General features: G+C 59.2%; 15 protein-coding genes. 7 read left to right on the top strand and 8 right to left on the bottom strand.

What is annotated here, in order from left to right; all coding sequences use genetic code 11:
* Window positions 1-75: 75 nt before the first annotated feature.
* A complete protein-coding gene (locus CA85_RS09655; protein WP_186774842.1) occupies window positions 76-1,044 on the bottom strand; it encodes a peroxiredoxin family protein in 969 nt (322 codons plus the stop codon).
* Window positions 1,045-1,254: 210 nt separating this feature from the next.
* Window positions 1,255-3,837, bottom strand: coding sequence for a ComEC/Rec2 family competence protein (locus CA85_RS09650; protein ID WP_146391135.1), 2,583 nt, complete (start codon window positions 3,835-3,837; stop codon window positions 1,255-1,257).
* Window positions 3,838-4,051: 214 nt separating this feature from the next.
* Here CA85_RS09650 and CA85_RS09645 point away from each other — a divergent pair, with 214 nt between their 5' ends.
* A complete protein-coding gene (locus tag CA85_RS09645; RefSeq protein WP_146391134.1) occupies window positions 4,052-4,393 on the top strand; it encodes a hypothetical protein in 342 nt (113 codons plus the stop codon).
* Window positions 4,394-4,609: 216 nt separating this feature from the next.
* A complete protein-coding gene (locus tag CA85_RS09640; RefSeq protein ID WP_146391133.1) occupies window positions 4,610-6,037 on the top strand; it encodes a sulfatase in 1,428 nt (475 codons plus the stop codon).
* Window positions 6,038-6,228: 191 nt separating this feature from the next.
* On the opposite strand, the gene CA85_RS09635 is transcribed toward CA85_RS09640, so the two are convergent.
* From CA85_RS09635 to CA85_RS09620, 4 genes are all read right to left on the bottom strand, one after another.
* Window positions 6,229-7,617: a Gfo/Idh/MocA family protein gene (locus CA85_RS09635; RefSeq protein WP_246112651.1), complete on the bottom strand. Its 1,389-nt coding sequence runs from the start codon at window positions 7,615-7,617 to the stop codon at window positions 6,229-6,231.
* A gap of 17 nt (window positions 7,618-7,634) precedes the next feature.
* A complete protein-coding gene (locus tag CA85_RS09630; RefSeq protein WP_246112650.1) occupies window positions 7,635-8,807 on the bottom strand; it encodes a prolyl oligopeptidase family serine peptidase in 1,173 nt (390 codons plus the stop codon).
* Between the two features lie 76 nt (window positions 8,808-8,883).
* Window positions 8,884-10,092, bottom strand: coding sequence for a galactokinase (galK, locus tag CA85_RS09625; protein ID WP_146391131.1), 1,209 nt, complete (start codon window positions 10,090-10,092; stop codon window positions 8,884-8,886).
* Between the two features lie 138 nt (window positions 10,093-10,230).
* Complete coding sequence (locus tag CA85_RS09620; RefSeq protein ID WP_146391130.1) at window positions 10,231-12,345, bottom strand: c-type cytochrome domain-containing protein; 2,115 nt, start codon at window positions 12,343-12,345, stop codon at window positions 10,231-10,233.
* A gap of 193 nt (window positions 12,346-12,538) precedes the next feature.
* On the opposite strand from CA85_RS09620, the gene guaA reads away from it, so the two are divergent.
* Genes guaA through ettA form a run of 3 tightly spaced genes read left to right on the top strand, consistent with a single transcriptional unit; the run spans window position 12,539 to window position 16,485 of the window.
* A complete protein-coding gene (guaA, locus tag CA85_RS09615; RefSeq protein WP_456236670.1) occupies window positions 12,539-14,188 on the top strand; it encodes a glutamine-hydrolyzing GMP synthase in 1,650 nt (549 codons plus the stop codon).
* A gap of 34 nt (window positions 14,189-14,222) precedes the next feature.
* Window positions 14,223-14,756: a Uma2 family endonuclease gene (locus CA85_RS09610; RefSeq protein WP_186774841.1), complete on the top strand. Its 534-nt coding sequence runs from the start codon at window positions 14,223-14,225 to the stop codon at window positions 14,754-14,756.
* 49 nt (window positions 14,757-14,805) lie between these two features.
* Window positions 14,806-16,485, top strand: a complete 1,680-nt coding sequence (gene ettA, locus CA85_RS09605) for an energy-dependent translational throttle protein EttA (protein ID WP_146391128.1) — start codon at window positions 14,806-14,808, stop codon at window positions 16,483-16,485.
* 132 nt (window positions 16,486-16,617) lie between these two features.
* Here the strand turns inward: ettA and CA85_RS24820 are convergent, their stop codons facing one another.
* Window positions 16,618-17,007 (bottom strand): hypothetical protein, encoded by a 390-nt coding sequence (locus CA85_RS24820; protein WP_186774840.1) that lies wholly within the window; start codon window positions 17,005-17,007, stop codon window positions 16,618-16,620.
* On the opposite strand from CA85_RS24820, the gene CA85_RS09595 reads away from it, so the two are divergent.
* Window positions 17,006-21,307 (top strand): hypothetical protein, encoded by a 4,302-nt coding sequence (locus tag CA85_RS09595; protein ID WP_146391126.1) that lies wholly within the window; start codon window positions 17,006-17,008, stop codon window positions 21,305-21,307. The genes CA85_RS24820 and CA85_RS09595 overlap by 2 nt on opposite strands.
* 42 nt (window positions 21,308-21,349) lie before the next feature.
* Here CA85_RS09595 and CA85_RS09590 read toward each other — a convergent pair whose 3' ends face one another.
* Window positions 21,350-21,772 carry an RrF2 family transcriptional regulator gene (locus tag CA85_RS09590; RefSeq protein ID WP_146391125.1) on the bottom strand — a complete coding sequence of 141 codons (423 nt, stop codon included), beginning with the start codon at window positions 21,770-21,772 and terminating at the stop codon, window positions 21,350-21,352.
* A gap of 280 nt (window positions 21,773-22,052) precedes the next feature.
* Here CA85_RS09590 and CA85_RS09585 point away from each other — a divergent pair, with 280 nt between their 5' ends.
* Entirely contained in the window at window positions 22,053-23,375 is a 1,323-nt protein-coding gene (locus CA85_RS09585) for a GAT domain-containing protein (RefSeq protein ID WP_246112649.1), read from the top strand.
* Window positions 23,376-23,504 lie beyond the last annotated feature (129 nt).

Raw genomic sequence — 23,504 nt, 5'->3', positions numbered from 1 at the left:
TCCATAGCGGTCCAACCCCGCCCTGTGACGTCGATTGGATTGCGGAGATCCTTCGTCAATCCAATCGACACAGCACTACTTTTTCTCCTCGCCACGATCGCGGCCCGATTCAATCCGCTGCATCAGGTCCTTGGGCGGGTGTTGCTCGGTAAAGATCTTCACGTCGCTTGCCCTCGCGAATGGGGGAATCGCTGTTCGCTGCGTTTTGCCGCGATGCCCTCCACCGTCAGGTTCGTCAGCTGAATCGGTTTCTCCGGTGCTGTCTGATGCACTGGGTTGCCCGAGCGCCTGGGCGATAATCGCTCGCACCGCCTCGGCGTGGCGTCGATTTTCTGCTTCCAGCTTGCGAAGGATCTCGCTGCTTTGATCCTCAGTATCGGTGTCAGCAGTTCGCAGACTCCGCAACGCGTTGTTCCGCCTCCTGGCCGCCATTTGGAATTCGTACTCTTTCAAATAGGCGGGGCGATCCCAGTTTCCATCAACGATTGCTTTCAACGGTTTTGCCAGCTTCATCGGGTTTCCGATCCATTCGACGTTGCCCGTTTTGCCGACGATGAACGCACACGGGATGCTCGACTGCCGTGCTGCCATCAGGTAGTCCTTGCTAACTGAACCGTCGGGGTCACTCGTCAGGCAATAGTTGCTCGTCAATTCCTCATAGGTCTGGTCGTCTCTGCCGAGGACGGTTTTCTGAAGGAATTCCTGTACAGTTTCTGATGGCTCATCGCTGACACTGATGATCTGCACATTTCTGTCAGCATATTCGTCCTGGATTTCACTCAGGTGTGGCATCGCTACGAGACACGGGCCGCACCATGTCGCCCAGAATTCGATGACGTAGACTGATCCGGGTTGGAACTTGGTCGTGTGTTCGAGATTGCCATCCCCATCACTCCACCAGTTACTGATATCAATGTCGGGTGCTTTGGAGCCGGGTTTGAGGACGCCGTCGGCTGAAGCGTGGAGAACCAAGCACGTTGTCGTCAGTAGTGCAGCCGACAAAATCCGGTGCAGCGGAACTCGAAAGGGAGATGTGAATAGCATGTTATTCCTAAGGTTGAAGCACAGTGAATGCGAAGGAGCTCTCACGCCCATTGAGATAAGCCGGGGTCAACGGAGTACGGGCCGTGGGGGCGGTAGCACTGCAGTGCAGCCGGAGCGTGCTGGGCTGGAGTGTGAAGCTCGGGTTCCCGTTTGCGAGCGAGATACCGGCGAGTATAGCCGATCCACCGCGTCGCTGCGGTCGGCCGCCGCTCACCACGGATCCACCAACCACGAGCAAATCTCTACCTGCCCATTGGCATCGATCCGGACGCGAATAGCACCCTCGATCGCCGTGACGTGGACGGTCCCACCGGCAGCGGAGAGCATTTCAGTTACCTCGGGTTTGCCAGCCCGTTTACCCCCACTGACAATGCTCTGACGCGGTCGAGCCCATTGCAACACGGCATCGGCGTCCATCCGCAAGCTGCCGTGATGCGGCGCCATCATCACGCCGCCCGGTCGCGGTCGGGGCGTGGAGATCAAGACGGCGGTTCCAGGCGGTTCAAGATCGCCTGGCAATAGGAGCGAGCGATCACCATGTTCGATCGCCAGTACGAGCGAGTTGGCGTTGTCCGAGGCGTCGAGCAGTTCCGCAGGCGGATGCAACACACGCCCCTCTCGAAGCCAAGGTGCTGCGTGATCGGATTCCCGATTGCTGCCCCACCCTGAATCGCGGTCAACCTCGATGACCGGAATACCATGCTCAGCGATGACGTGGCGGGTGCGTCGCAGCATCGCGCCTTCTCCGGCCAACATGTCTGGCGGCGTGATGATGCAGCCGATCGAGAATCGTTCGACGAGCCCCGGGAGTGCGTTGAAGTGATCGGCGTCAGCGTGCGAGAGGATGATCCCCCGCAGCCGGGTGACCCCCATCGACCACAGTACGTCGTCGACCTTGCGGCTGCTCTGATGAAAATTGCCCATCCAACCACAATCGTACATCCAAATCTCGTCTTGGCTCGGACGTAGGATCGCTGCAGTACCGTGTCCGACATCCACGAACGTTGCCTCGTAAGTGTTGGCAGGTAGCGGGCTCGGCGTCGTCGCGGTCCACCATGCCGAGGTGAACCAAACCGTGAACCAGATCACCAGAGGAGTGCGGCGACGTCCCCTCGCAAGCACTGCCACGATCAACAACAGCCCGAGATAGAACGCGGCCACCCAAGCCGCCGTGGGACTCGGCAACCACCAGTGTCCGCCGGGTGTTCCCGCAGCAATATCGATGACCCATCGCATGACATTTAGAAACTGCGAACAGATCCAGCCGGGCAGAGCGGCCAAGGGGGCAAAGATCCATCCGGCTAGCACCGTGGATACGCCTGCCGATAGAGCGACCACCATCAGCGGCGACAGCACCACGTTGACGAGTACGCTGATGGGTGAGACCACATGGAATTGGTCCCAGACAATCGGCAGTGTGATCGCGGAGACACAACCGCTGTACCACAAGGCTGCCATGGCGGCCCCACCGCACCATCGCAACCACCGCTGCATCCGCCCCATCGACGCGAGTGCGAGCTGATCGAATTGGTTCTCAAGGTTGACGCTCTGGCTGGCCAAGGTCTGACCGCGACTGCGCGGACGGCCGCAGGTCAGTAAGGTCGCAACCGCGAGAAAAGACAGCTGCATCCCCACGCTAAAAACCGCTGCGGGCATCCACCACGCCAGCAGCAACGCCGCGAGCGAGAGCGAGTTGATCGGATGGTGAGGTCGGGCGGTCGCCGTCGATAGAATCACCGTCGCCAATAAAATGGCGGCCCGCAGAACCGGCGGGCGACCGCCGGTGATCGCAACATAGAACACCGTCACTGCCGCCAGAAAAATCCACTGCAGCGAAAGCGGTAGCCGCAACAACCCCGCGATGATGCGCGCCAGCACGAGGAGGATGCCGAGGTGCAGACCACTGACCGAGAGCAGGTGCGCCGTGCCCGTGACGAGCAGTGACTCGGACGTTTCGCGATCGAGCAAGTCGCGTTGGCCGAGTACGAGGGCGAGAGCGAGCCCCTGCTGCTCTGGGGCAATTTGTTGCAAAACCGACTCTCGCGCCGACGCCGCCAGTCCCGCGACTACTCGGCCGCCGCGCTGCCACCACGAGTACTCCAACGCTGCATCGGGGACCTCGAGCTGCGAGACATTCTCGAGATCATCAACGAGCAACGTGCAGTGCAGATCGTTGCGTGCGGCCCACTCCCTCAGATCGCGTTGACCGGGGTTCGTCGGCGGAGCAAAAAGCGAGATCTGACCTAGCAGTTTAACCGCGTCACCGGGGCGCAGATCGGCACAGTCCCCATCGACCCGCACCAAGACGCGGCCGCTGAATGGCTGGGGCTCGAAACCGATTCGCAGCGTCTCAATGGCCACTTGAAGAATCGTTTGGAAGGACCCCTCGGCGACGGCACGATTTCCCCCGCCACCGTTCCAGCCCTCCATCGCATCGAGCGGGTCACGCTGCAAACGCGACGGGCGATCGACCGTTCCGGTCAGGATCATCGGTTCGGCGTGATCGCTCAGCACATGGAGGACGCTGGCCTCCATGTAGGCCTCGGTGACGCGGTGATTTCGCAGCCCAAAGAGACTCAGCACCAATATGCCAGCCAGCGCGACGCGCCAGTGTCCCTCTCCGCGCTGTGGCAATCGCGCGCATACCAACAATCCGGCTGCCGATCCGACCAATAGCGTCAGCCACACGGAGGAGTCCAGGTCCATGGTCCGATCGATCCCCACGCCGGCCCAGGCGAACGCTGCGAGCAGTGTGAGCGGTTGTTGCCAGGTCAACGCGTGCAACTTCTTCATCACACCGATTCTGAGAAATCGACGCAATGCTGGAACGATGATCGCGAGAATCGCTACAAGCCGCAAGGTCGCCGCTCCCTCTCGGTTGATTCGCCGTCAAAGTCCACCAGCCTTACCTCATGCACACCATCGACATGCTAATTATTGATGACCCAGGAGTTTCGATCCGTCGGATCCTACTTCTCTATTCCATCCTATCGCACGAGGACCCCGCATGTCTGTTTCTACCATCGACGCCCCTTTCGCTGCCTCTTCGCCTGTCGCCAGCAATGGCACAATCGATCGTCGTCGCAAACCGCAACGCCGCCGGCACATCGATCCCACGACCTGCGAGCGTGACTATTCCGGTCAGGAAGTCGAATTCATGAAGGCGATGGACGAGTACAAGCAAGACTCGGGGCGAATGTTCCCCACCTGCAGCGAAGTGCTCGAGGTCCTCCGTGGTCTCGGCTACGTTCAACTCAGCGATCAACAGTTCTCTCAGCTCGGTCTCGACGACGAACTGTCCCTGCCAGCAGCCGATGATAACGCCGAAGAAGCTGACTGGATGGCTTAGAGTCGATCCGAAAGGAGACCAACGCTTTTGAAGGCAAGTCATTCATACGGAAGTCGTCGTCAGCTCGCACTGATTGCAAACCGCAACACGGGATTCAGTATCGCAGCGCCGCAGGCAATCTTTCTGTCGGATGAGCCATTTTTCTTCGTGAAATACCGTAGACTGTTGGGAGTAATCGTTCCTTGGGTCCACGCGTAGAGAATCGAAAGATAGAAAATGAGATATCCTTTTGCCTTGGTCTTGCTGCTCTTGGCAACGTGGTCGCAGCAGTCGATCGCAGCTCCTCCGGCGGTCGTTCTGATCTTGGTGGATGATTTAGGTTGGTCGGATCTGGGTTGCTATGGTCATCCTTACCACCGCACCCCCCATATCGACGCTCTTGCATCTCAAGGGATGAAGTTCACAGATGCGTATTCGCCGGCACCGATCTGTTCAGCCGCTCGGGCGAGCATCCTGACGGGCAAAACCGTACCGCGCAACCATTTCGAGTTTGTCACCAAGTCCAAACCGGGCGAACAGCGCATCGACGCGGTAGTGCCATTGCAGGCCCCGCCGCTGACGGTCAATCTGCCGTTGGAGGAGCGTACCATTGCCGAGCATTTAAAAGACCAGAACTATCTGACGGCGTTTTTTGGCAAGTGGCATGTCAGTCAGCATTTTGGCGGGCGGTATCTCGCATGGGATCCCGAGTATGGGCCGCGGAAACAGGGTTTTCAGGTTGCTGTCGAAGACTTTGGCGACCACCCTTACGCGTGGAGGAAGAAGGAGAAACCAGCGAGCTTACCCGCCGGAGTTTTTCCAACGGATTCTCTCATTGATTCGACAGCTGACTTTTTGCGGCAGCCCCATGAGCAGCCCTTCTTCGCCATGGTTTCGCTCTACCATGTTCATACACCTGTGAAGAACCGTTGTCGCTGGCTAGTCGATCAGCACAGAGACCGCATCCCGAGCGACGCCACGAATCGAAAGAAGCGACTCGAGTATGCCGCCTTCGTGGAAACTCTCGACCACCATGTGGGGACCCTGCTCGATGCTATTGAGTCCTCGGGAGAGGCTGACAACACCTTGGTGCTATTCATGTCCGATAACGGTGGGCATCCCGAGTTCTGCGCGAACGCTCCGCTGCGAGGCTCCAAATGGAACCTCTACGAAGGTGGGATCCGTGTGCCATTGATTGCCCGCTGGCCTGCCAAGATCGAGGCTGGATCTCAGTGTGATACACCCGTGATCGGATACGACCTGTTGCCAACCTTGACGGATGTTGCTGGCGCACAGGCCGACGGTGGCGATGGGACCAGCTTGGTACCTCTGCTGTCGGATCCTGAAACCGATTTCGATCGGGAGCTCGTTTGGTCGTTTCCCTACTATCATCCCGAAACCGGTTACGTCGCAGCGTTGGACGAGGTGGGCGTCAATGATTTTGCGGTTAGTAAAACACGACCCCAGTCAGCGGTCCGCCGCGGACAATACAAATTGTTGCAGTTCTACGAGGATCAGCGGATTGAACTGTACGATTTGAGTTCCGACGTCTCCGAGCAGCACGACCTCAGCGGCACTCAGCCCCAGTTGGCGGAGGAGTTAGCCAGACTGCTCCGGGCGACGCTCGATCAGATGAACGCGCGACTTGCGGTACGCAAAGAGTAGGTGTCGCCGATAAGGATGAGCACTGTCGCTTTCATCGAGGCTGACTCTCCCGAACCCGTGCTAAGGCTCTGCGCGTTCTCCCAAGTGGCAGCTTCGTCGCGAGAGCTTGCGGCGGTGACGGGGCGCGGCGATAACGGCTCGCATCGCGTTTCAATCCGCAAGGGAGGATCGTGGGCCAGGGAAGGGAGCGTTCACACCCAGGCCGGTTCCCAGCCCTTGCGGTATTTCTTCGTGATCCACTTCTGAGCATCGGGATGGTTGGTTACCTTCAGGGTCTTGGCGTCCCAGTGCAGTTCTTGATCGGGGAAACGAATCCCAATCGTGCCTAGCAGCACGGTCTCGGTGAGCGGTCCAGCATAGTCAAAATGAGAGGTCGTTTCGCCATTGCCTCGACATGCATCCGCCCACTGCGTGTAGTGGTTGACGCCGTCGATCGTCTCCTGTTCGGCTGCCGGGAACCGGTCTTCGGGGAACAGCCTTGGCATCGCAACGTGCGGAATGACCAAGGATCCCTGCTCGCCAACGAGCACCGATCCGGCACCGGGTAGTTGGTAGTCGTCGGGCACCTGGGCAAGTTTCTCGCGTGGAGGTCGGGCACCCACAGCGTCGTACCAAGTCAACTTCAGGGTCGAGCCCGCGGTCAGGTCGGTGCCGGGGAATTCATATTCCACCATCGCCCGATTCGTCCACGTTTCGGGCAGGAGCGGGGGCGCCTCGGCAGTCAATCGAGTGGGTGAGGTCAAACCCAGGGATTTGAAGACGGGGTCCATGATATGGCATCCGAAATCGCCGAGCTGTCCCGTGCCATAGGCCTGCCACCCACGCCACTGGAAGGGATGATACAGGTTGGCTTTATAGGGGCGTTCTTCCGCCACGCCTTGCCAAAGATCCCACCGCACGGATTCGGGAACCGGATCGCTGCCGGAGGGACGCTGGATATTTCGGGGCCAGGAAGGTGAGCCGCCCTGCCAGGAGTGAACCTCTTTCACCTTTCCAATTTTACCTTCGTGAACCCAGTGTACGGCAGTGCGATAGGCGGTATGCGATTGGATCTGATTGCACATCTGCGTCACCAGTTTGTATTTCGCCGCGGCTCGCTGCATCTGCCGCACTTCGTGGACTGAATGGGCGAGTGGCTTTTGACAGAACACATGTTTGCCCAAATGCATCGCGGCGAGAGAAATGGGGGCGTGCATGAAGTCGGGGGTGGAGACCAACACACCGTCGACGTTGCGAGATTCGTCAAGCAGTTTTCGCCAATCTGCATAGCGGCTCGCAGACTGATACTTCTCGGCAGCCCGACCGAGGTGCTCTGCTGAGCTATCGATATCGCAGAGTGCCACGACCTGCACGTCGGGGCTGGCGGCGACGCCGTTCAAATCACTCCAACCTTTTCCCCCTGTGCCGACGCTGGCGATTCTCAACCGGCTGTTGGCTCCGACGACCCGACTATACGACGCGGCATTGAGGCCGACTGCGGCCCCGGCAATCGAGGTCGTTCGCAAGAATGAGCGTCGGTTGTATTGCTTGGTCATTGTCTGTTCCTGGATAACGGGGTGCTCGTCGTGGTGGTCTGTCATCGCGTGTCAATTCGCGATCACAGCTCTAGAAAGTGTTCGAAGAACGCATAGATGATAGCATTGGACGCGTCGTTGGGTGAGTGTTCGGGGCGGTTCGTCATCCCCACGCGATTCTCATAGCCCAGAACGTTGTTGATTTTGATGAGGTGATTGAGGGCTTCCCACCGTTGAGGCGGATCTTCAGCCCCGCCCGAAACCAGTAGCGGACGGGGGGCCATCAAGGCATGGAGTTCGTGCAGATCACGGCCGGCTGCCCTGAGTTTGGGATAGAGTCCGTAGGCCGGATTCTCCGCTGTGATCAGACCGCGTTTGCGCCACGGTTGGGGGTGGTAGCCAAGATACCATGGCTCCCAATAGTTGATGCTTTCGCGCGACTCGTCGAACACGATTCCTGGGTCGGACCAGGCAGCGCAGGCGAATTTGTCAAACAAACAAGCTGCGAACATCGCCCATTTACCACCAAAGGAATGACCCACAATTCCGATTCGCTCCGCATCCACTTCCGGGCGATTGGCGAGAACGTGCCACGCGTTCGCGGCGGCGTAGCCGAGCATGGACAGGGGGGCGACCCGGGTATCCTCGATGCTGGGATAGTACAGCGAGTAGGTGCGTGCTTGGCTGGCTTTGGTCGTGCCGATGGAGAGGGTCACGAACCCGCGACGGGCAAGTTGCAAGGCGAAATCGCGATCAGGAGTGCCCTGTCCGATCGCAGTTTCCGGTTCGTAGAAGACAGTCACAACCGCTGGCATCGGCTTGTCGCTATCTGGGATCATCAGGTACCCGGTCGTGAATTCGTTCGGCGTCCAGCGGAATCGAATGCGATGCTGCGTGAAATTTTCGCGCCGGATCGTATCGAGGATCTCGACTTGGGGATCGCTGATCAGGTCAGGCCACGTACCCAGTTGCGACTCCCATTGCTGCAGGATCTCATCGCGCCGGCGGTTCCAGTCGGTGGCGGTTTGCACTCGCGTGCCGTCGTCAAATTCGAGGGGCGATCGATAGGTTCCCAGTTCACCCCGCCACTGTTCGGGCGGTGAAAAGTAGGGTGAGATCGTCTTCCAAGGATCTTCCTCCGCGCGATCCTGGTCGACTTGCCGGCTGGGTTGATGCTGGGGAGCGGGCCGCTGCTGGGCATAGCTGGAGTGGGTGACCGCCAGCGTGATCAGCAGTGCGCCAATTGTCGTTTGCATATCGCTATCTTGGCTCAGGAGGGTGAGGACTCTCGCCGAAACCGTCATTGTCGACGTGTCGCAAACCGGACTCGGCTCACTTCACGATATGAGCACCGGGAGCGGGGCAACTCGTAAAGCACGACGGCTTCACTCCGGTTTCGGACTCGTAGTTTTTGACCAGTGTATCGATCAAGGCGGCGGCTGTGTCGGTTTTGACGAGGGTGACGGTGCAGCCCCCGAAGCCGCCCCCGGTCATCCGCGATCCGATCACACCACCGGCGTCACCGACGTTGCGGGCGAGATCGACCAACAGATCCAGTTCGCTGCAACTGACTTCGAAATCATTGCTGAGCGAATCGTGGCTCGCGTACATCAGTTCTCCGACTTCGTCCATTCGGCCCGCCGAAATCGCTTCGGCGGCGCGGGTGGTCCGGTCGATCTCGCCGACGACGTGAGTGGCGCGTTGATATTCCGGGCCGGTGAGATGGTCGCGGTGTGACTCAACATCGTCCTGGCAAACATCACGCCACGATGACTTGCCAATCTTCTTCAGCGCCGAGTCGCACTGCGAACGTCGCTCGGCGTACTCGCCACCATTGAGTTCGTGCTTGACGTTGCTGTTGGTGATCAGCAGGGTGACGCCGTCGTCAGTAAACGGCACTGCCGTGATATCTTGCGAGCGGCAGTCCAGCAGCATCAGCTCGCCTGCATTCCCGAACACGCTGCTGAATTGATCCATGATCCCACAGGGGACGCCAGCAAAATCATGTTCGGCTTTCTGGCAGAGGAGCGCTTTCTGGCGCAGGTCGAGCGTCGTGCCGGTGGCGGCTTCGAGCAAGGTGGCGGTGGCCACCTCGAGCGCCGCGCTGCTGGACAATCCGCCCCCGAGAGGCACGGTGGAATCAAAACAAACGTCGAGGGCCGGCAATGGGTGGCCGGTTGCCGCGAAGCCTGCCAGCACACCTTGGACGTAACAGGCCCAGCCGGGAGTGTCTGGCAGGTCGAGAGGGCTGCCGTCGGTCGCGAGGAAGGCATCCGAATCCATGCTGATGCTGTGGAATCGGGATTGCACATGCTTGGCATCGGCTCGCGAGCCCGCCATGACGACGTACCGCTCGATGGCCATCGGCAGCACGAAACCATCGTTGTAGTCGATATGCTCTCCGATCAGGTTCACACGGCCTGGGGCAGCGACCACAAATTCGGGTGGTTTGCCGTAGATTTCTTCGTGGCTTTGGCGGACGCGAGTCACAAGCTGCGGCAGGGTCTCGGCAACGGTGTGAAGTTCGTCGGAAGAGTTCATTGTGGGGGTTTTTCTCAAGTATTCCGCGAGTTTTAGAACAGTGGCATTGCATAAAGCATAGCCAAACGGGGCGTCCTCCAGTGCCCGTTCGCCGTCGAATTTCTCGCGTGGGATTCAATTTTCCCCGTCAATGCGGTCCTATTTGACCCATTTCAGCCAAGCGTCGAAATACAGGGTGGGGGTCACACCCATCCCTGCCTGAAAAGCTGCGTCGAAGGGCATGCCTTGGCCGAGATTTCGGATGACGGCATCGAAGCCGCGTTTCCTCTCGCGAGTGAGAAAGGACTGGCAGACGGCGGCAGCGATGAGATCGGCGCGTTCCGGGGCCAGCTTTCCCGTCAAGAATTCTTTCCCCGAATCCATGGTGCCCACCGCAGTGACAAGCTCCGACTGCCGCTGGGCCAGTTCGGATCGATCGAGTTTTGTTTCCGAAGCGGCGACGACCTGGCCCAGTCCATCGGAGAACCAGCGGGGTACCGAATCGGCTCGGCTGGCGACGGCGAGGCTCGCCACGGGGGCGGCGAGCCGCTCGGCAACCTGTTCGGGCCCGTCACTGTCGGAGGCCACGACGGCGACATAGGCTTGGATGCCATCGTAGAACCAGTGGGCATTCCAGTCGGCTGGGAGGCTACGGCGTTCGACCATCTGAGCGAATTCGCTGTAGTCATAGCGGCGAGGCAAAACATAGATCGATGCTCGCCCGTTGAAGAAAGCTTCGCCTGCCGCCCCGCTGCTCGATAGAGATTTCGCGGGCAGGATTCGAGAGGTTGCTTGCAGCCCCGCTTCGGCTTGCTCGCCGACGAGCTGCAGCGTCTCTGGGGTGGCGTTTCCTCGGATTGAAAAGTGTGCGGTTTGGGCTGTGTTCATGTCCGCTGAAACGCCACCGGCTAACGCGAAATGCTCGCTCGCGATTTCCTCGCGGCGAGCGGTCACTTCGGCTGGGGTGGCTGCGGCGAGCCAAGCACGCTGGGTCATCACCTTGAGCGATTCATTGCGGGCGTTCTCCGGGACGGTGGCGCCCTCATCGATCCAGGTTGAAATCAATGCGATCTCGGCATCATCGAGTGGTGGACGCCCACCCGCTGGCATCCGCGCGCCCTCGCTACCCCGCAGCTTCTTCACGAGCAAGCTCGCCTCGCCGTTTCCGGGGTTGAGAACCGGTCCGCTGTCGCCTCCGCGGAACATTCTCGCGAGCGAATCCAATTGCAATCCGCCTCGGGTTTGCATGGCATCGATGTGGCACCCCGAGCAGTTGTCGACCAGCAGCGGCGCGATCTGGCTAGCGAAATCGACGGTTTCGTTCCCAGTCGGCGCTGTCATTTCGGGCGGCTCAGCGGGGGCGTCCATCTCCGCGGCGGCGGCCCCCGCAGGGCTTAGGCTGGTCAGGTTCATCGCTGGGTTGCTGCCGTCGAACTCGGCGCCTTCCATGATCCAGCGTTTGAGAGTGGCAAGTTCCTGCTCGCTGACTTTGCCACCGCCGCGAGGCATGTCACCGGTCTCGATCGTCTCGATCAAGCGACTGCCGATGGTGTCTCCCGGGAAGACAACCACACCTTCGCGTGGTCCTTTCATCAACACCTCGTAGCTCGACAGAGAGAACCCACCTTTTTGGCCGCGGATGTGGCATCCCCCACATTTGCTGGCGAGGATCGGTGCGACTTGCGAGGTGAAGCTGGTGCCGTTGTTGTCGCGACTGAACGGATCGGGCGTCGAGGCGGGCTCGCCGCCCGCCATTTCCTCGGGCTCCGGTTCCATCGTAGTTGTCTGCGCACTGGGCTCAGTTCCCGGCCGTGGTGGAGGGAGGAAGGGGGCAATGGCCACGCCTTCGAGCTCGATCATCACCCGGGCGTCGGTAATCCGTTGGATCTTGGGCAGCAAGGCGTCGTAGAGTTGTGGGGTGCCCGCCCGGACCGCTACATCGACTTGCTTCATCGCGTTCTCCAAGGCACGCGCCGAAGCATCAAATCGTTTCGCCGTGTATTCCGTCCCTGCCTTTTTGATGCTGTTGCCGACCGCGGCGATGGCCCGGCGTGAGCGTGTGTCCAGTCCGGTCGGTGGGTCCGCGGCGGTCGCTTGATGAGTGGTCAGCCCCGTAAACAACCCGCCCGATACGCTGAGGAACAAGCAGACCAGCACGACTGTCAGCTGGCGTGAGCTTCTGGCGAACGCCGGAAATGCCTTGCCTGAAGCCGAAGAACGCTCGTCTTGAGCAGGAAACAGCGGGCCTGGAGCGGGATGCGGAGCAACGATCATGGGATTAGGGCTATCCAAATGCCAAAGTGGGCGGGCACGGGGGATTCATTCTCATTATAAACCGCAAACGCTCGGGAATTCCAAATGAACCCGTCCGCCGTCGATCTCCGCGGAGATGCCGCCCCTTGGGAATTTCCGAGACTGCTTCTAAACTATTGAATTGGCCCGCACCGCAGATTTTTCGGCAGAACCGATGACGACCCAAGATACCAACCCTGATTCTCAGTCTCCTGTTCGTGGGAACACGCCTGACGGACGGAGTGGCCCTGGGACAATGCCCGCGACCGAATCGGCAGTGATGCTGACCGAACAACGGATCGTGGTGCTCGATTTCGGATCGCAGTACGCTCAACTGATCGCCCGGCGGGTGCGTGACCAGCACGTTTATTGCCAGATCGTTCGCCACGATATCACGGCCGAGCGAATGGCTGAGCTCGCCCCCCGCGGAATTATTCTGTCCGGTGGTCCATCGAGTGTCTACGAGGAAAACGCACCGCAGATCGATCCGGCGATCTTTGATCTCGGGATCCCTATCCTCGGAATTTGCTATGGCATGCAGGTCGCTTGCCAAGCACTCGGTGGCAAGGTCGATAACACACCCAGCCGCGAGTATGGGCGGGCGATGTGCGAATTCGTCGATCACGAATCGATCTTCCGCGGCATGCAGGCGTCCGAGCAGGTCTGGATGAGCCACGGCGATCAAGTCTCCCACATCGCCGACGACTTCACAGTGATGGCGCGGACGTCGACGTGTCCCTACGCAGCGATCCGGCACAACACGCGGCCAGTGTTCGCGATGCAGTTTCACCCCGAGGTCACCCACACGCCGCACGGTGGCCAGATCCTGCATAACTTTGTGCGTGACATCTGTGGCTGCGACGGCAGTTGGCGCTTAGGGGATTTCGCCGATGCCGCGATCACGCAGATCCGCGCTGCGGTCGGTAAGAAACGTGTGATCTGTGGTCTGTCCGGAGGCGTGGATTCCTCCGTCGTCGCCGCGCTGCTTTACAAAGCGATCGGGCCGCAGCTCTCCTGCATCTTGGTCGACAATGGGATGCTGCGGAAGAACGAACAGCGAATCGTGATCGACGAGTTCTCCAATCATTTCAAAGCTGACCTGCACGTTGTCGATGCTGAAGACCAATTCCTCGATGATCTCGCGGGGGTGGAAGAACCCCAGGAGAAACGCCGGCGGATTGGCTACGCGTTCATCGAGTGTTTTAAGGCCGAAGCGAAGAAGATCGAAGACGCTCACTTTCTCGCGCAGGGGACACTGTATCCCGATGTGATCGAGAGCGGTGCGGACAAGGACGGCCCCGCGGCGACGATCAAGCTGCATCACAACGTCGGCGGTCTACCCGAGGAGCTTGGCTTTGAGCTGATCGAGCCGTTGCGGGATCTGTTCAAAGACGAAGTCCGCCGGCTCGGCTTGGAACTCGGCTTGCCCGAGCAGCTCGTGTGGCGGCACCCCTTTCCCGGTCCGGGACTGGCCGTGCGCTGCCTCGGCGAAGTCACCCGTGAGAAACTCGCGGTGCTGCGGGAAGCCGATGCGATCGTTGTCGAAGAAATTGAGAACGCCGGGCTGTACCGCGAGACCTCGCAGGCCTTCGCGGTCTTGCTGCCCGTTCAAAGTGTCGGGGTCATGGGCGATGCCCGGACTTATGACAACGCAGTCGCCGTTCGTTGCGTCAATACGGATGATTTCATGACCGCAGACTGGAGTCACCTCCCTTACGACTTGCTCGCCCGGATCAGCACGCGGATCATTAACGAAGTCAAAGGCGTCAATCGCGTGTGCTACGACATCAGCAGCAAGCCGCCGGCCACGATCGAATGGGAGTGAGACAGTGAGCGAAGTTGTCCAATCAACGAAACCGATGACTCATCGCGAGTACCAGGTCGCCGAGGGTCTCGCTCCGTATACCGAACTGATTCACGGAAAGGTGGTTGAGTTGAACGCCCCATCGCGACTCCACGGCCTGGTTTGTGCCGAGATTGCCTTTCTGCTGACCGCCCATTCTAAAAAGCACGATTGCGGCGCCGTCTTCACGAATGATTCGGGCATCCTGGTCCAGCGGTCACCTGATACGGTTCGCGGGATGGATGTCGGCTATTGTTCCTATCAGCGAGTTGCCAAAGGGCAGCTACCCGAGGGCTACGGAGGCCCTGCTCCCGAAGTCGTGTTCGAAGTCTTGTCGAAGACCGATCGCTGGCCCGCCGTGCTCGCCAAGGTCGCCGACTACTTGCAGGCCGACGTGCTCGTGGTGTGCGTTGTCGATCCCGGGCAGCGTACCGCACGGATGTTTCGGCCCGATGGTACCGACATCACCCTGAGCGAAAACGACACGCTCGAAATCCCCGAAATCCAACCCACCTTGGAAGCCAAGGTAAGCGACATTTTTAGCTCCTAAGCTTTTAGCTACAACCTTCCCAACTCCCCTCTCCCCGCACTGATTTTTCATGGCTGGACAATTCATTTATCAAATCATCGACCTGACCAAGAAACACGGTCAGCGTAAGGTGCTCGAAAACGTCAACCTCGCCTTCTATCCCGGTGCCAAGATCGGTGTGCTCGGGCCCAACGGGGCCGGTAAATCGACACTGCTGAAAATCATGGCTGGCTACGACACCGAGTTCGAGGGCACGGCGCGGTTGGGCAAAGGGTTCACGGTGGGCTACCTCGAGCAGGAACCACCGCTCGACCCGACCAAAACCGTTTTCGAGAACGTGCAAGTCGCAGTGGCAGAGCGGCAGGCGATCATCGACCGCTTCAACGAGATCTCGGGGTTGCTCGGTGACGTCACCGACGACGACGAGATGACGAAGCTCTGCGATGAGATGGCCGAACTGCAAGACGTCATCGATGCCAACAATCTGTGGGAGCTCGATCGATTTGTCGAAATGTCGATGGCGGTGATGAACCTGCCGCCGGGCGATGCTGAGATCACGAACCTTTCGGGTGGCGAGAAACGCCGGGTCGCACTCTGCCAATTGTTGATCCGCCAACCCGACCTGTTGCTGCTCGACGAACCGACCAACCACCTCGACGCCGAGAGCGTGTCGTGGTTGGAGCAACACCTCGCCAAGTACCCGGGAACTGTCGTCGCGGTGACTCACGATCGCTACTTCCTCGACAACGTGGCTCAGTGGATTCTTGAGGTCGACCGCGGTAAGGGCATGCCGTTCGAAGGCAACTATTCGGCATGGCTGGAGAACCGGGCCAAGCGGATGGCGCTGGAAGAGCGTCAGCAGAAAGCGAGAGAAAAGAATCTCGCTCGCGAACTCGAGTGGATTCGCATGAGCCCCAAGGCGCGGCAGGCGAAGTCCAAGGCTCGGATCAAATCGTACGAGCAGATGTCTCAGGAGGTCTTCGAAGATCGGCCCGACGAGCTGGAAATTCAGATTCCTTCGGGCAAGCACCTGGGGTCGCTCGTGATCGAGGCGGACAAGGTCAACAAGGCGTTCGGTGACAAGGTGTTGATGAAGGACATGTCTTTTCGATTGCCGCCAGGCGGGATCGTCGGGATCATTGGTCCCAACGGTGCTGGCAAGACAACCCTGTTCAAAATGCTGACCGGGCACGAGCCCGTCGATTCGGGCAATATCAAGATCGGTGAGACCGTGGACCTTGGCTACGTCGACCAGTCCCGTGATGCCCTGGACCCGAACAAGACGATTTTCCAAGAGATCAGCGGCGGCCATGATTCGTTGGACATGGGCGGCCGTCCCATGCATGCACGTTCGTACGTGTCCCGGTTCAACTTCAAAGGCCCTGATCAAGAGAAGAAGGTTGGGATCCTGTCCGGTGGGGAACGCAACCGGGTTCACCTGGCATCGCTGCTCCGTAAGGGCTGCAACGTGCTGCTCTTGGACGAGCCGACAAACGATTTGGACGTCGATACGCTGCGGGCACTCGAGGAAGCGATCGAGAATTTCGCAGGCTGTGTGGTGGTGACATCACACGATCGCTGGTTCCTCGACCGCTTGGCAACGCACATTTTGGCGTTCGAAGGCAATGGCCAAGTCGTGTGGTGCGAAGGCAACTTCGACACCTACGAACGCAACCGCCGTGAGCGGATGGGCGAGGACCTCGAAGACGATTCCAAGAAGGCTCGTTACAAGAGCATTCATGCTGGATAAGTCACCCTCGCTGATACCGCTCGGTTAAGCCCCTCGTTAAATATCTCAGATGCGATAAAACATGGGTCACGATTGCGATGCGTCGTTGTTTGAAGCATCGCACATTCCCCCACACATTTATCACATCACACACTAGGCAATCGACACGATGACGATCCTACGAGTCGGCCCCAACGAGAAGTACACCGATGGCTGGGCAGCCGCTTTCGGCGGCGGTTCGACCGCGAGCAAAAAGAAAGCCGCCAAGAAGTCTGCTAAGAAATCGGTCAAGAAACGCACCGCCAAGGCTGCTGCGAGCAAGTCCGCGAAGAAGCCAGCGGCCAAGCCGGCTGCCGTGAAGAAAACTGCCAAGAAGTCGGTCAAACGATCGACCGCCAAGGCAGCCAAAAAGAGCGTCAAACGGTCCGCTAAGAAGTCCGTCAAGAAACCGTTGAAGAAGACGTCGAAGAAGACGTCGAAGAAGACGTCGAAGAAAACTTCCAAAAAGAGCTCGAAGAAGAGCGTCAAGAAAGCCTGAGCCATGTCAGCGAATCCTCCCAGCGAACGTCCGCAGGACTCGCCTCGCGGTGAGGATTCGGGGACGCAGAATCCGAATGCCTCGCCGCTCAATTCGATCCTATCGGACGATGATTTTGAGGCGACCTGGCGGGCCGCTCTCGACGGGCCGTCGCCCGCCGGACGCGATGCCCTGCACAGTCTCGTGGGGTATCTCACGTTCTCTTCCGGGTGCGCCGCGCCAGCGATTCTCAAGGCGTGGAACCGTGTGCATGACGAAGCCGCAGGCGGGGATGTCCTGTCTGGGCCACCGCCATTTCTGATCATCCGGCATTGGCTCGAAGAGACCACTGAGGAACTCCAGTCGGCTGACCCGTCTCCCTTTGGAGATATCAGCCGGGCGCGGACGGTGATCCGCGTGTTGTGGTCCAAGCTGCTGCCCGCCTACCTCGATTTTCACCGCGACCTGCTCTTTCATCTGGAGCCGGAGGTGATCTTCAATGGGTTCTTTCTGGCTCGTTGTGCCGAGGCAATGCTCGCTCACGTGGGTGAGACCGCCACGATCGAAGATGAGAGTGATCTCGTCCAGCGGGTGATCTCGCAGCTCAATGATTACGTGGGCTACCGCCCTGTCGCGGTTCTCGAAAATCGTGCTTGCCAGCCGTATGCTCACGAATTCGTGCGTCCGATTCCCATGATGGTTCATGGCGTCGGGATCACGGCCGGGCCGTATCGAGAGTTGATTCGCCGGGCGCTCAAGGCCATTACGGAAGCCCCGGAGGACATCCTCCGCGCCGCGGCGATGGACCCGAACCAAATTCGAGAGCTGTGCCTGGACCCGCGCGCTTACGATTTCGATCATCCCGTCAACCGCCGCCCGAATTATCATTTCGGCGGTTGGGATGAACGTTCCATCGATGGCGATGGACGCTATGACCGTTTCATTCTGCGGAGCGTCACGCTCGACGCGCTGCTCCGCCGGCTCAGCGAAACGCCCGATGCCCCTGCGGATGAATTGCTCGATGAGGCTGCGTCCGTCTTGGCGGGGACGATGTTGATGGCCTCAGGTGTTTCCGGGTGGGGGCCAGGCGCCTATTCGAGCGACGTGACGTTGCGATCACTGATGGTGCCGATCGCGAATTATCGCGATGAATTCTATCGCTGGCGGATTTCAGAGATCGGTGGCCCGCATGGCGAGCGGTTATTGGCCGAAGCTGAAAAGCGACATCAACCCTTCGGCGCTGCCCGGCAACATCTCAACGCATCACTCGCTCGTAGCCGGGCCGTGCAGTTGCAGCACGTGCAGTTGGCCCGTATCTACGCCCGCATGGGCTACGCCGACGCGGCGGCCAAGCAAGCCGACGTGGTGCCGGCGGCATCGGCAAGATTGATGTGCCGGATCGATTGTGGGATGACACTCGGTTTGCGAGCCCTCCGCGCCGGAGAGCTACAGCAAGCCACCGAGGTGCCTGCGGCCAGCTTCGATCTGATTCGCCGTGCGATCGAATGCGGTGGATTGATGGATCCATGGGACATCCTCGGCTTCACCGGTAACTTCAGCCTCTATCCGGGAATTGAAAATACGATTCACGATTCGCGGCTCGACGAGTTGCTGTCCATCATCGAGGGCCTCTTCGGGTACATCGCCCGGGTTTGGAGCGAAGCTGCCGCGCGAGACGACGAAGCCGCCTACGATCAAATGGATGCCCAGTACCGCGAAATCGCTCAGTGGTGGCGTACGTTTGCCGCACACACGGTGGAATCGGTCGACGCGGCCGATCCGTGGGAATCCTATGAGTCGGCAAGACTCGTCGCCCAGGCACTTCGGCTGTGGCACCGCGGGGGCGCCCGGCACGGCGATATCGCATTTTGGGCACCGCACGCTGAGCTGTTTGATTCACCTCGCGCGTACATGCTCGTGATCTCAGCGCTGCTCGAACGCAAGGACTTCATTCCCGCGCAGGCACTACTGATCCACTGGCTCGGACAAGCGGACCGGGTGGGTTTGCGGACCGGGGTGAGCTCATTGCCGCGGCTCGCCGAGCGATGGTTGCTGCAGCTCCGCGAGCACATGCGTGATGAACTCGTCGAGCTTTGGCCACGCGTCAACAAGTTCTTCGATTATCTCGAAGCGAATGCGGAATCGTATTGGTCGGCGCCGCACTTTGAGGTTGGCGATGCAGCCCTGGGTAACCATTCCGCCGACGATTGGAAACAAGAACTCGCCACGGCGACGGACGATCTGCTCGATCCCGAAGACGATCTCAACGACGACGAAGACGACATCTTCGCCGCGGCCTATGAGGGGATGAGTTACCAGGATACCACCGACGACGGCAACGAAGGGTCGATCTTCGACACCGGGGGGGACTCCGAGAGCGTCGATGAAATCGAATCGGAAGTGAAACGACTGGGCAGTCGTCTCGACTTCCTGCAAGCTCTCGCTCGGATGTGGGCCGTCGGAGCCGACGTGGCCATTACCCATCATTTGTGCCGTAGCACGCCCGGTCCCGCTGACGATTCGGCAGACGAATCCGAGGCCGCACGAATCGATCGCGAGCAGCAAGAAGAGCAGATCGAGTCTTTGCAGGCCTGGGCTCGTCGGGCCGTGAAGAATCGCATTGGACTGCTGCAGCTGCTCAGCGACGTGCGAGCTTACAAGATTAAACCTGTCGGCACCGACAAAGAATCGATGCGGTCTTACGATCGTCGTCGCGTCCTCCGCGATGGATTGATGGAGCGGATCATTGAAACCGCTGTCGAGATGTCCGATGCGAGAAGATTGATCAGCAGTGCTCTGTGTGCTCTCAATGGAGAGCTTTCATCGGATCTCGGCGAAGAGTTTGCTGAGGATGACGCCGGTGCGATCGAGTTGTTCGCCGCGTTGATCGCCGGCGATTCGGACTTAGCACGCTCGTCGTTTCCCGCCTTCGTCGAATCAATCATCCAACGCAACCTGCTCTATATCCCGCTTTCACGCGGCGGCGATCCCGTCAAAATTTACGTCGCTCGGCTCCGCGAACGCGTGCTGCGGCACCTGTTGCACTGGATGCCGCGGCGAGGGCTGATCGTGGAAACGTGCCGTCTGATCGAAACCGCCCGGCAGATGGAACAACGCAATCCCATTGGCGCCGGTGCGGTCACCGAATTCGATGGGCTGTATCGAGCGGGTTACCGTTCTCTCGTCGGCTCGTTCTCGGAATCGGTACTCGCCAGCACGGCCGCCCCCACGACCGCTGACGATGAACGATCCAACGATTGCCCCGAGCGGATCGATAGTCGCGATCTCACAGCCACGGATCAACAGGCGATCTCGCAAACGCTGATTCCGCTACTCGAGAAGCTGACCGAGGTGATGCTCGGCAGCTGGCTGGCGCACAGCCAAACGCTGCGGCTCTCGCCACTGGAGTCAGTGAGCGATGGGCCAAAATGGAAACGGCTTGTCGAATTTATCCAAGCCTTCGGCGACCCCCTGTTCACCCAGGGGTTCTTGCAGCTCAGCAATATCCGCGCGGTGCTGCACCAAGGGGTGGAAGATTGGCTCAAACGGGCGCTGCAAGATGGTGATGAGCTTCTCGATGATACCGAGCTGATGCAGGCGATTGCCGCCGATCGGATCGGGCTCGGCGAGGCATCGCGATGCATCACCTTGGTGTTTGAATCACTGATGGACCATCATGCTGAGTACCAAGACTACAACAGCACGACCACGCAGAGCGATCGTGGTGAGATGGTCTACACATTCCTCGATTTCCTGAGACTGCGGGCACGGTACGAACGTGTTGCGTGGAATCTCAAGCCGATCATGTGGACGCACCAAGTGCTCGTTCGTATGAATCTGGGAGAGGCCGCGACGGCATGGCGGCATAGCCTGAATGAGCGGATCGCGGCCGAAGCGGAACTCTATGTCAAACGATTGCGAGAACTGCAGCAGCGTTATTCGATGCGGATGCCGACCGTCGCTGATCGCTTGGAAGAACGCTTTGTGCAACCGATGACAATCGACCGCATGCGCGCCTTGATCGCGCCGGCGATGGCTGATGCAGAGGCCAATCAAGAGCACAGCCCCGCCTTCGAACAGCTCGAGTCCGAAGCCAACCTGCTCTCACGGACCCCCGTGGGAGTCGGCCTGGATCTGCCGCCGTGGTTGAGTGCGCTCGATCAGGAAGTGGAAAAGATCGGCAAACGCAATCTCGTCAGCGAAATTGACCTGCAGGATCTGATTACGATCCCCGTCAGCCCATTGAGTCTCGACGAGCTGCGTTCCCAGTTGACGATCGCTGCCTCGCAGGGACGCCGTTTACCTCATATGCGTGGTAAATCCTAGAACGCCGTCGCCCGCCCTCCCGAGACAGAAGCCGCGTCCGGCTCAGAGGCTCTCGCAGAGCGGCTTGATCGGACTGGCCGATTCCACCAGCTCCCGAATCGTTACACTAGCAAATGCCTTTTCGGTTGCTGCGTAAGCTTTGTCTAATTCCGCGTGCAGCGGACAAAGTGCCGTGTGAGATTTCAGGCCGAGCGGGCAATCGCGAATCCGCTCGATCGGAGCCACCGTGTTGACCACGTCAAGGATGGTGAGGGTGTTGATATCACTGCATAACTCGTATCCACCGCCCGGGCCAGGCCGGGATGTTACCAGCCCCGCAGCGGCGAGGTCCTGTAAAACACGGGTCAAATAGCGGCGCGGCACCTTGGTTTGGATGGCGAGTTGGTCCGCTGAAACCGAGTTGCCCACACTACTGCCCAGGCACGCGACGGCTCGCAACGCATATTCCGCTGTCTTTGAAAGCATATCAAACCAATGAGAAGGAGGGTCGACCTGAGCAGGACCTGACCCTGTCGACGCGTGTTATTTGGCATGATTCTCTACAACCGCTCAGAAAAGGGGCAGCCCCCCAAAACCAAAAAAGCTCTGCTCCCTTTCTGCCTAATCTGCACCTTGACGTGCAGGTAGCGATCCTATACCATGCCATGTAGTTATGATGATATCGTGAACTGTGTTTCAGAGCAATCGCGAAATCCTGTCATCCCGCCTGCCGAATCCAGCCCCGCCCATTCCACTGGAGCCCGCCATGCCGCGACGCCATGCCCCATTCCATCTGCTTGCGTTCTCTGTGGTGGGTCTACTGAGTGTGTCGTTGGTCCCGCAGGTGCCCGCTCAGATGAACTCCTACGAACGGGCCCCGATCAACTATCTTCACGCCGAGGTCCATGATCCGGTAGCCGAGTTGGCGGGCGAATTGAAGTCGGGCGCCGAGGAATTGGCCTATGATTCCGAGTTCGGTTATCTTCAGTCTGTTCTGCAGAAGCTTGATATTCCTGTTAGTTCGCAGACGTTGGTGTTCTCGAAAACCAGTCTCCAGATCAGCCGTATTTCGCCGCGCCGACCGCGTGCGTTGTACTTCAATGACGACGTCTATGTCGGCTACTGCCAACAGGGCAAAACGCTCGAACTGGCAGCAACGGACGCGCAGCAAGGTGCGATCTTTTACACGATCGATCAGTCCGACGATGGGGGCGCTCCGGCGATTGTTCGCGATCGAGGTCAATGCCTGTCCTGCCACGTTTCGACGCGCACTCAGCGAGTCCCTGGTTTCCTCGTTCGCAGCGTATTCGCCAATGCAGCGGGGCGTCCGCAATTGGGAAGTGGTACCTTCACAACAGATCAAACGAGTGATTTTCGTGATCGCTGGGGAGGCTGGTATGTCACCGGCCAGCACGGATCGATGCGACACATGGGCAATACGATTTCGGACGGTGATGAGGACACGTTCGATCGTGATCCCGGTGCCAACGAGGACGACTTGAGTGACCGGTTCCACACCGCAGCCTATCTGACGCCGCACAGTGATATTGTGGCGTTGATGGTGTTGGAGCATCAGACCCAGATGCACAATGCGATCACGGCCGCCAACTACGAAACCCGTCAGGCCCTGCACCAGTCCTATCAAATGAACGAGCTGCTCGAACGCCCTAAAGACTTTTTGAGCGATAGTGCTCAGCGAAGAATCTCGTCGGCTGCTGATCAGGTGCTCGAATACCTACTGTTCTGCGACGAATTCCAGCTCACCGATAGCGTGTCGGGCACGACGTCATTTGCCCGGGATTTTGAATCGCATGGCAAGCAAGATCCCACCGGTCGGTCGCTGCGAGAGCTGGACTTGCAGACACGGTTGTTCACCTATCCTTGCAGCTACCTCATCTACAGCGACGCCTTTGCAGGGCTGCCCGATGAAGTCCGTTCGAAGATTTTAACGCGGTTGTTTGATATCCTCGAAAACCGCGACGAATCCGAAAGGTACGCGCATCTCAGCGAAGATACGCGAGCTGAGATCCTCGCGATTCTCCGTGAGACGCATCCCGAGTTCCAGCGAATCGCAGTGGCGCAGCGGTAAATGTCGCCTGATCAAAAAGTGGCGAGGCGACGAGTAGTCGGTTACCTATCAGCATCCCGATAGGGATTCTAGAGAATAGCGGTAGGTCAGCGCAGCGCCACCTACGGTGCGGGGTTGAAGGAGTAGCAT

The organism is Allorhodopirellula solitaria (assembly GCF_007859855.1).
Taxonomy (GTDB): domain Bacteria; phylum Planctomycetota; class Planctomycetia; order Pirellulales; family Pirellulaceae; genus Rhodopirellula; species Rhodopirellula solitaria.
Note: the sequence above shows the minus strand (reverse complement) of the source record. Positions and strands in the feature narration are given on the sequence as shown.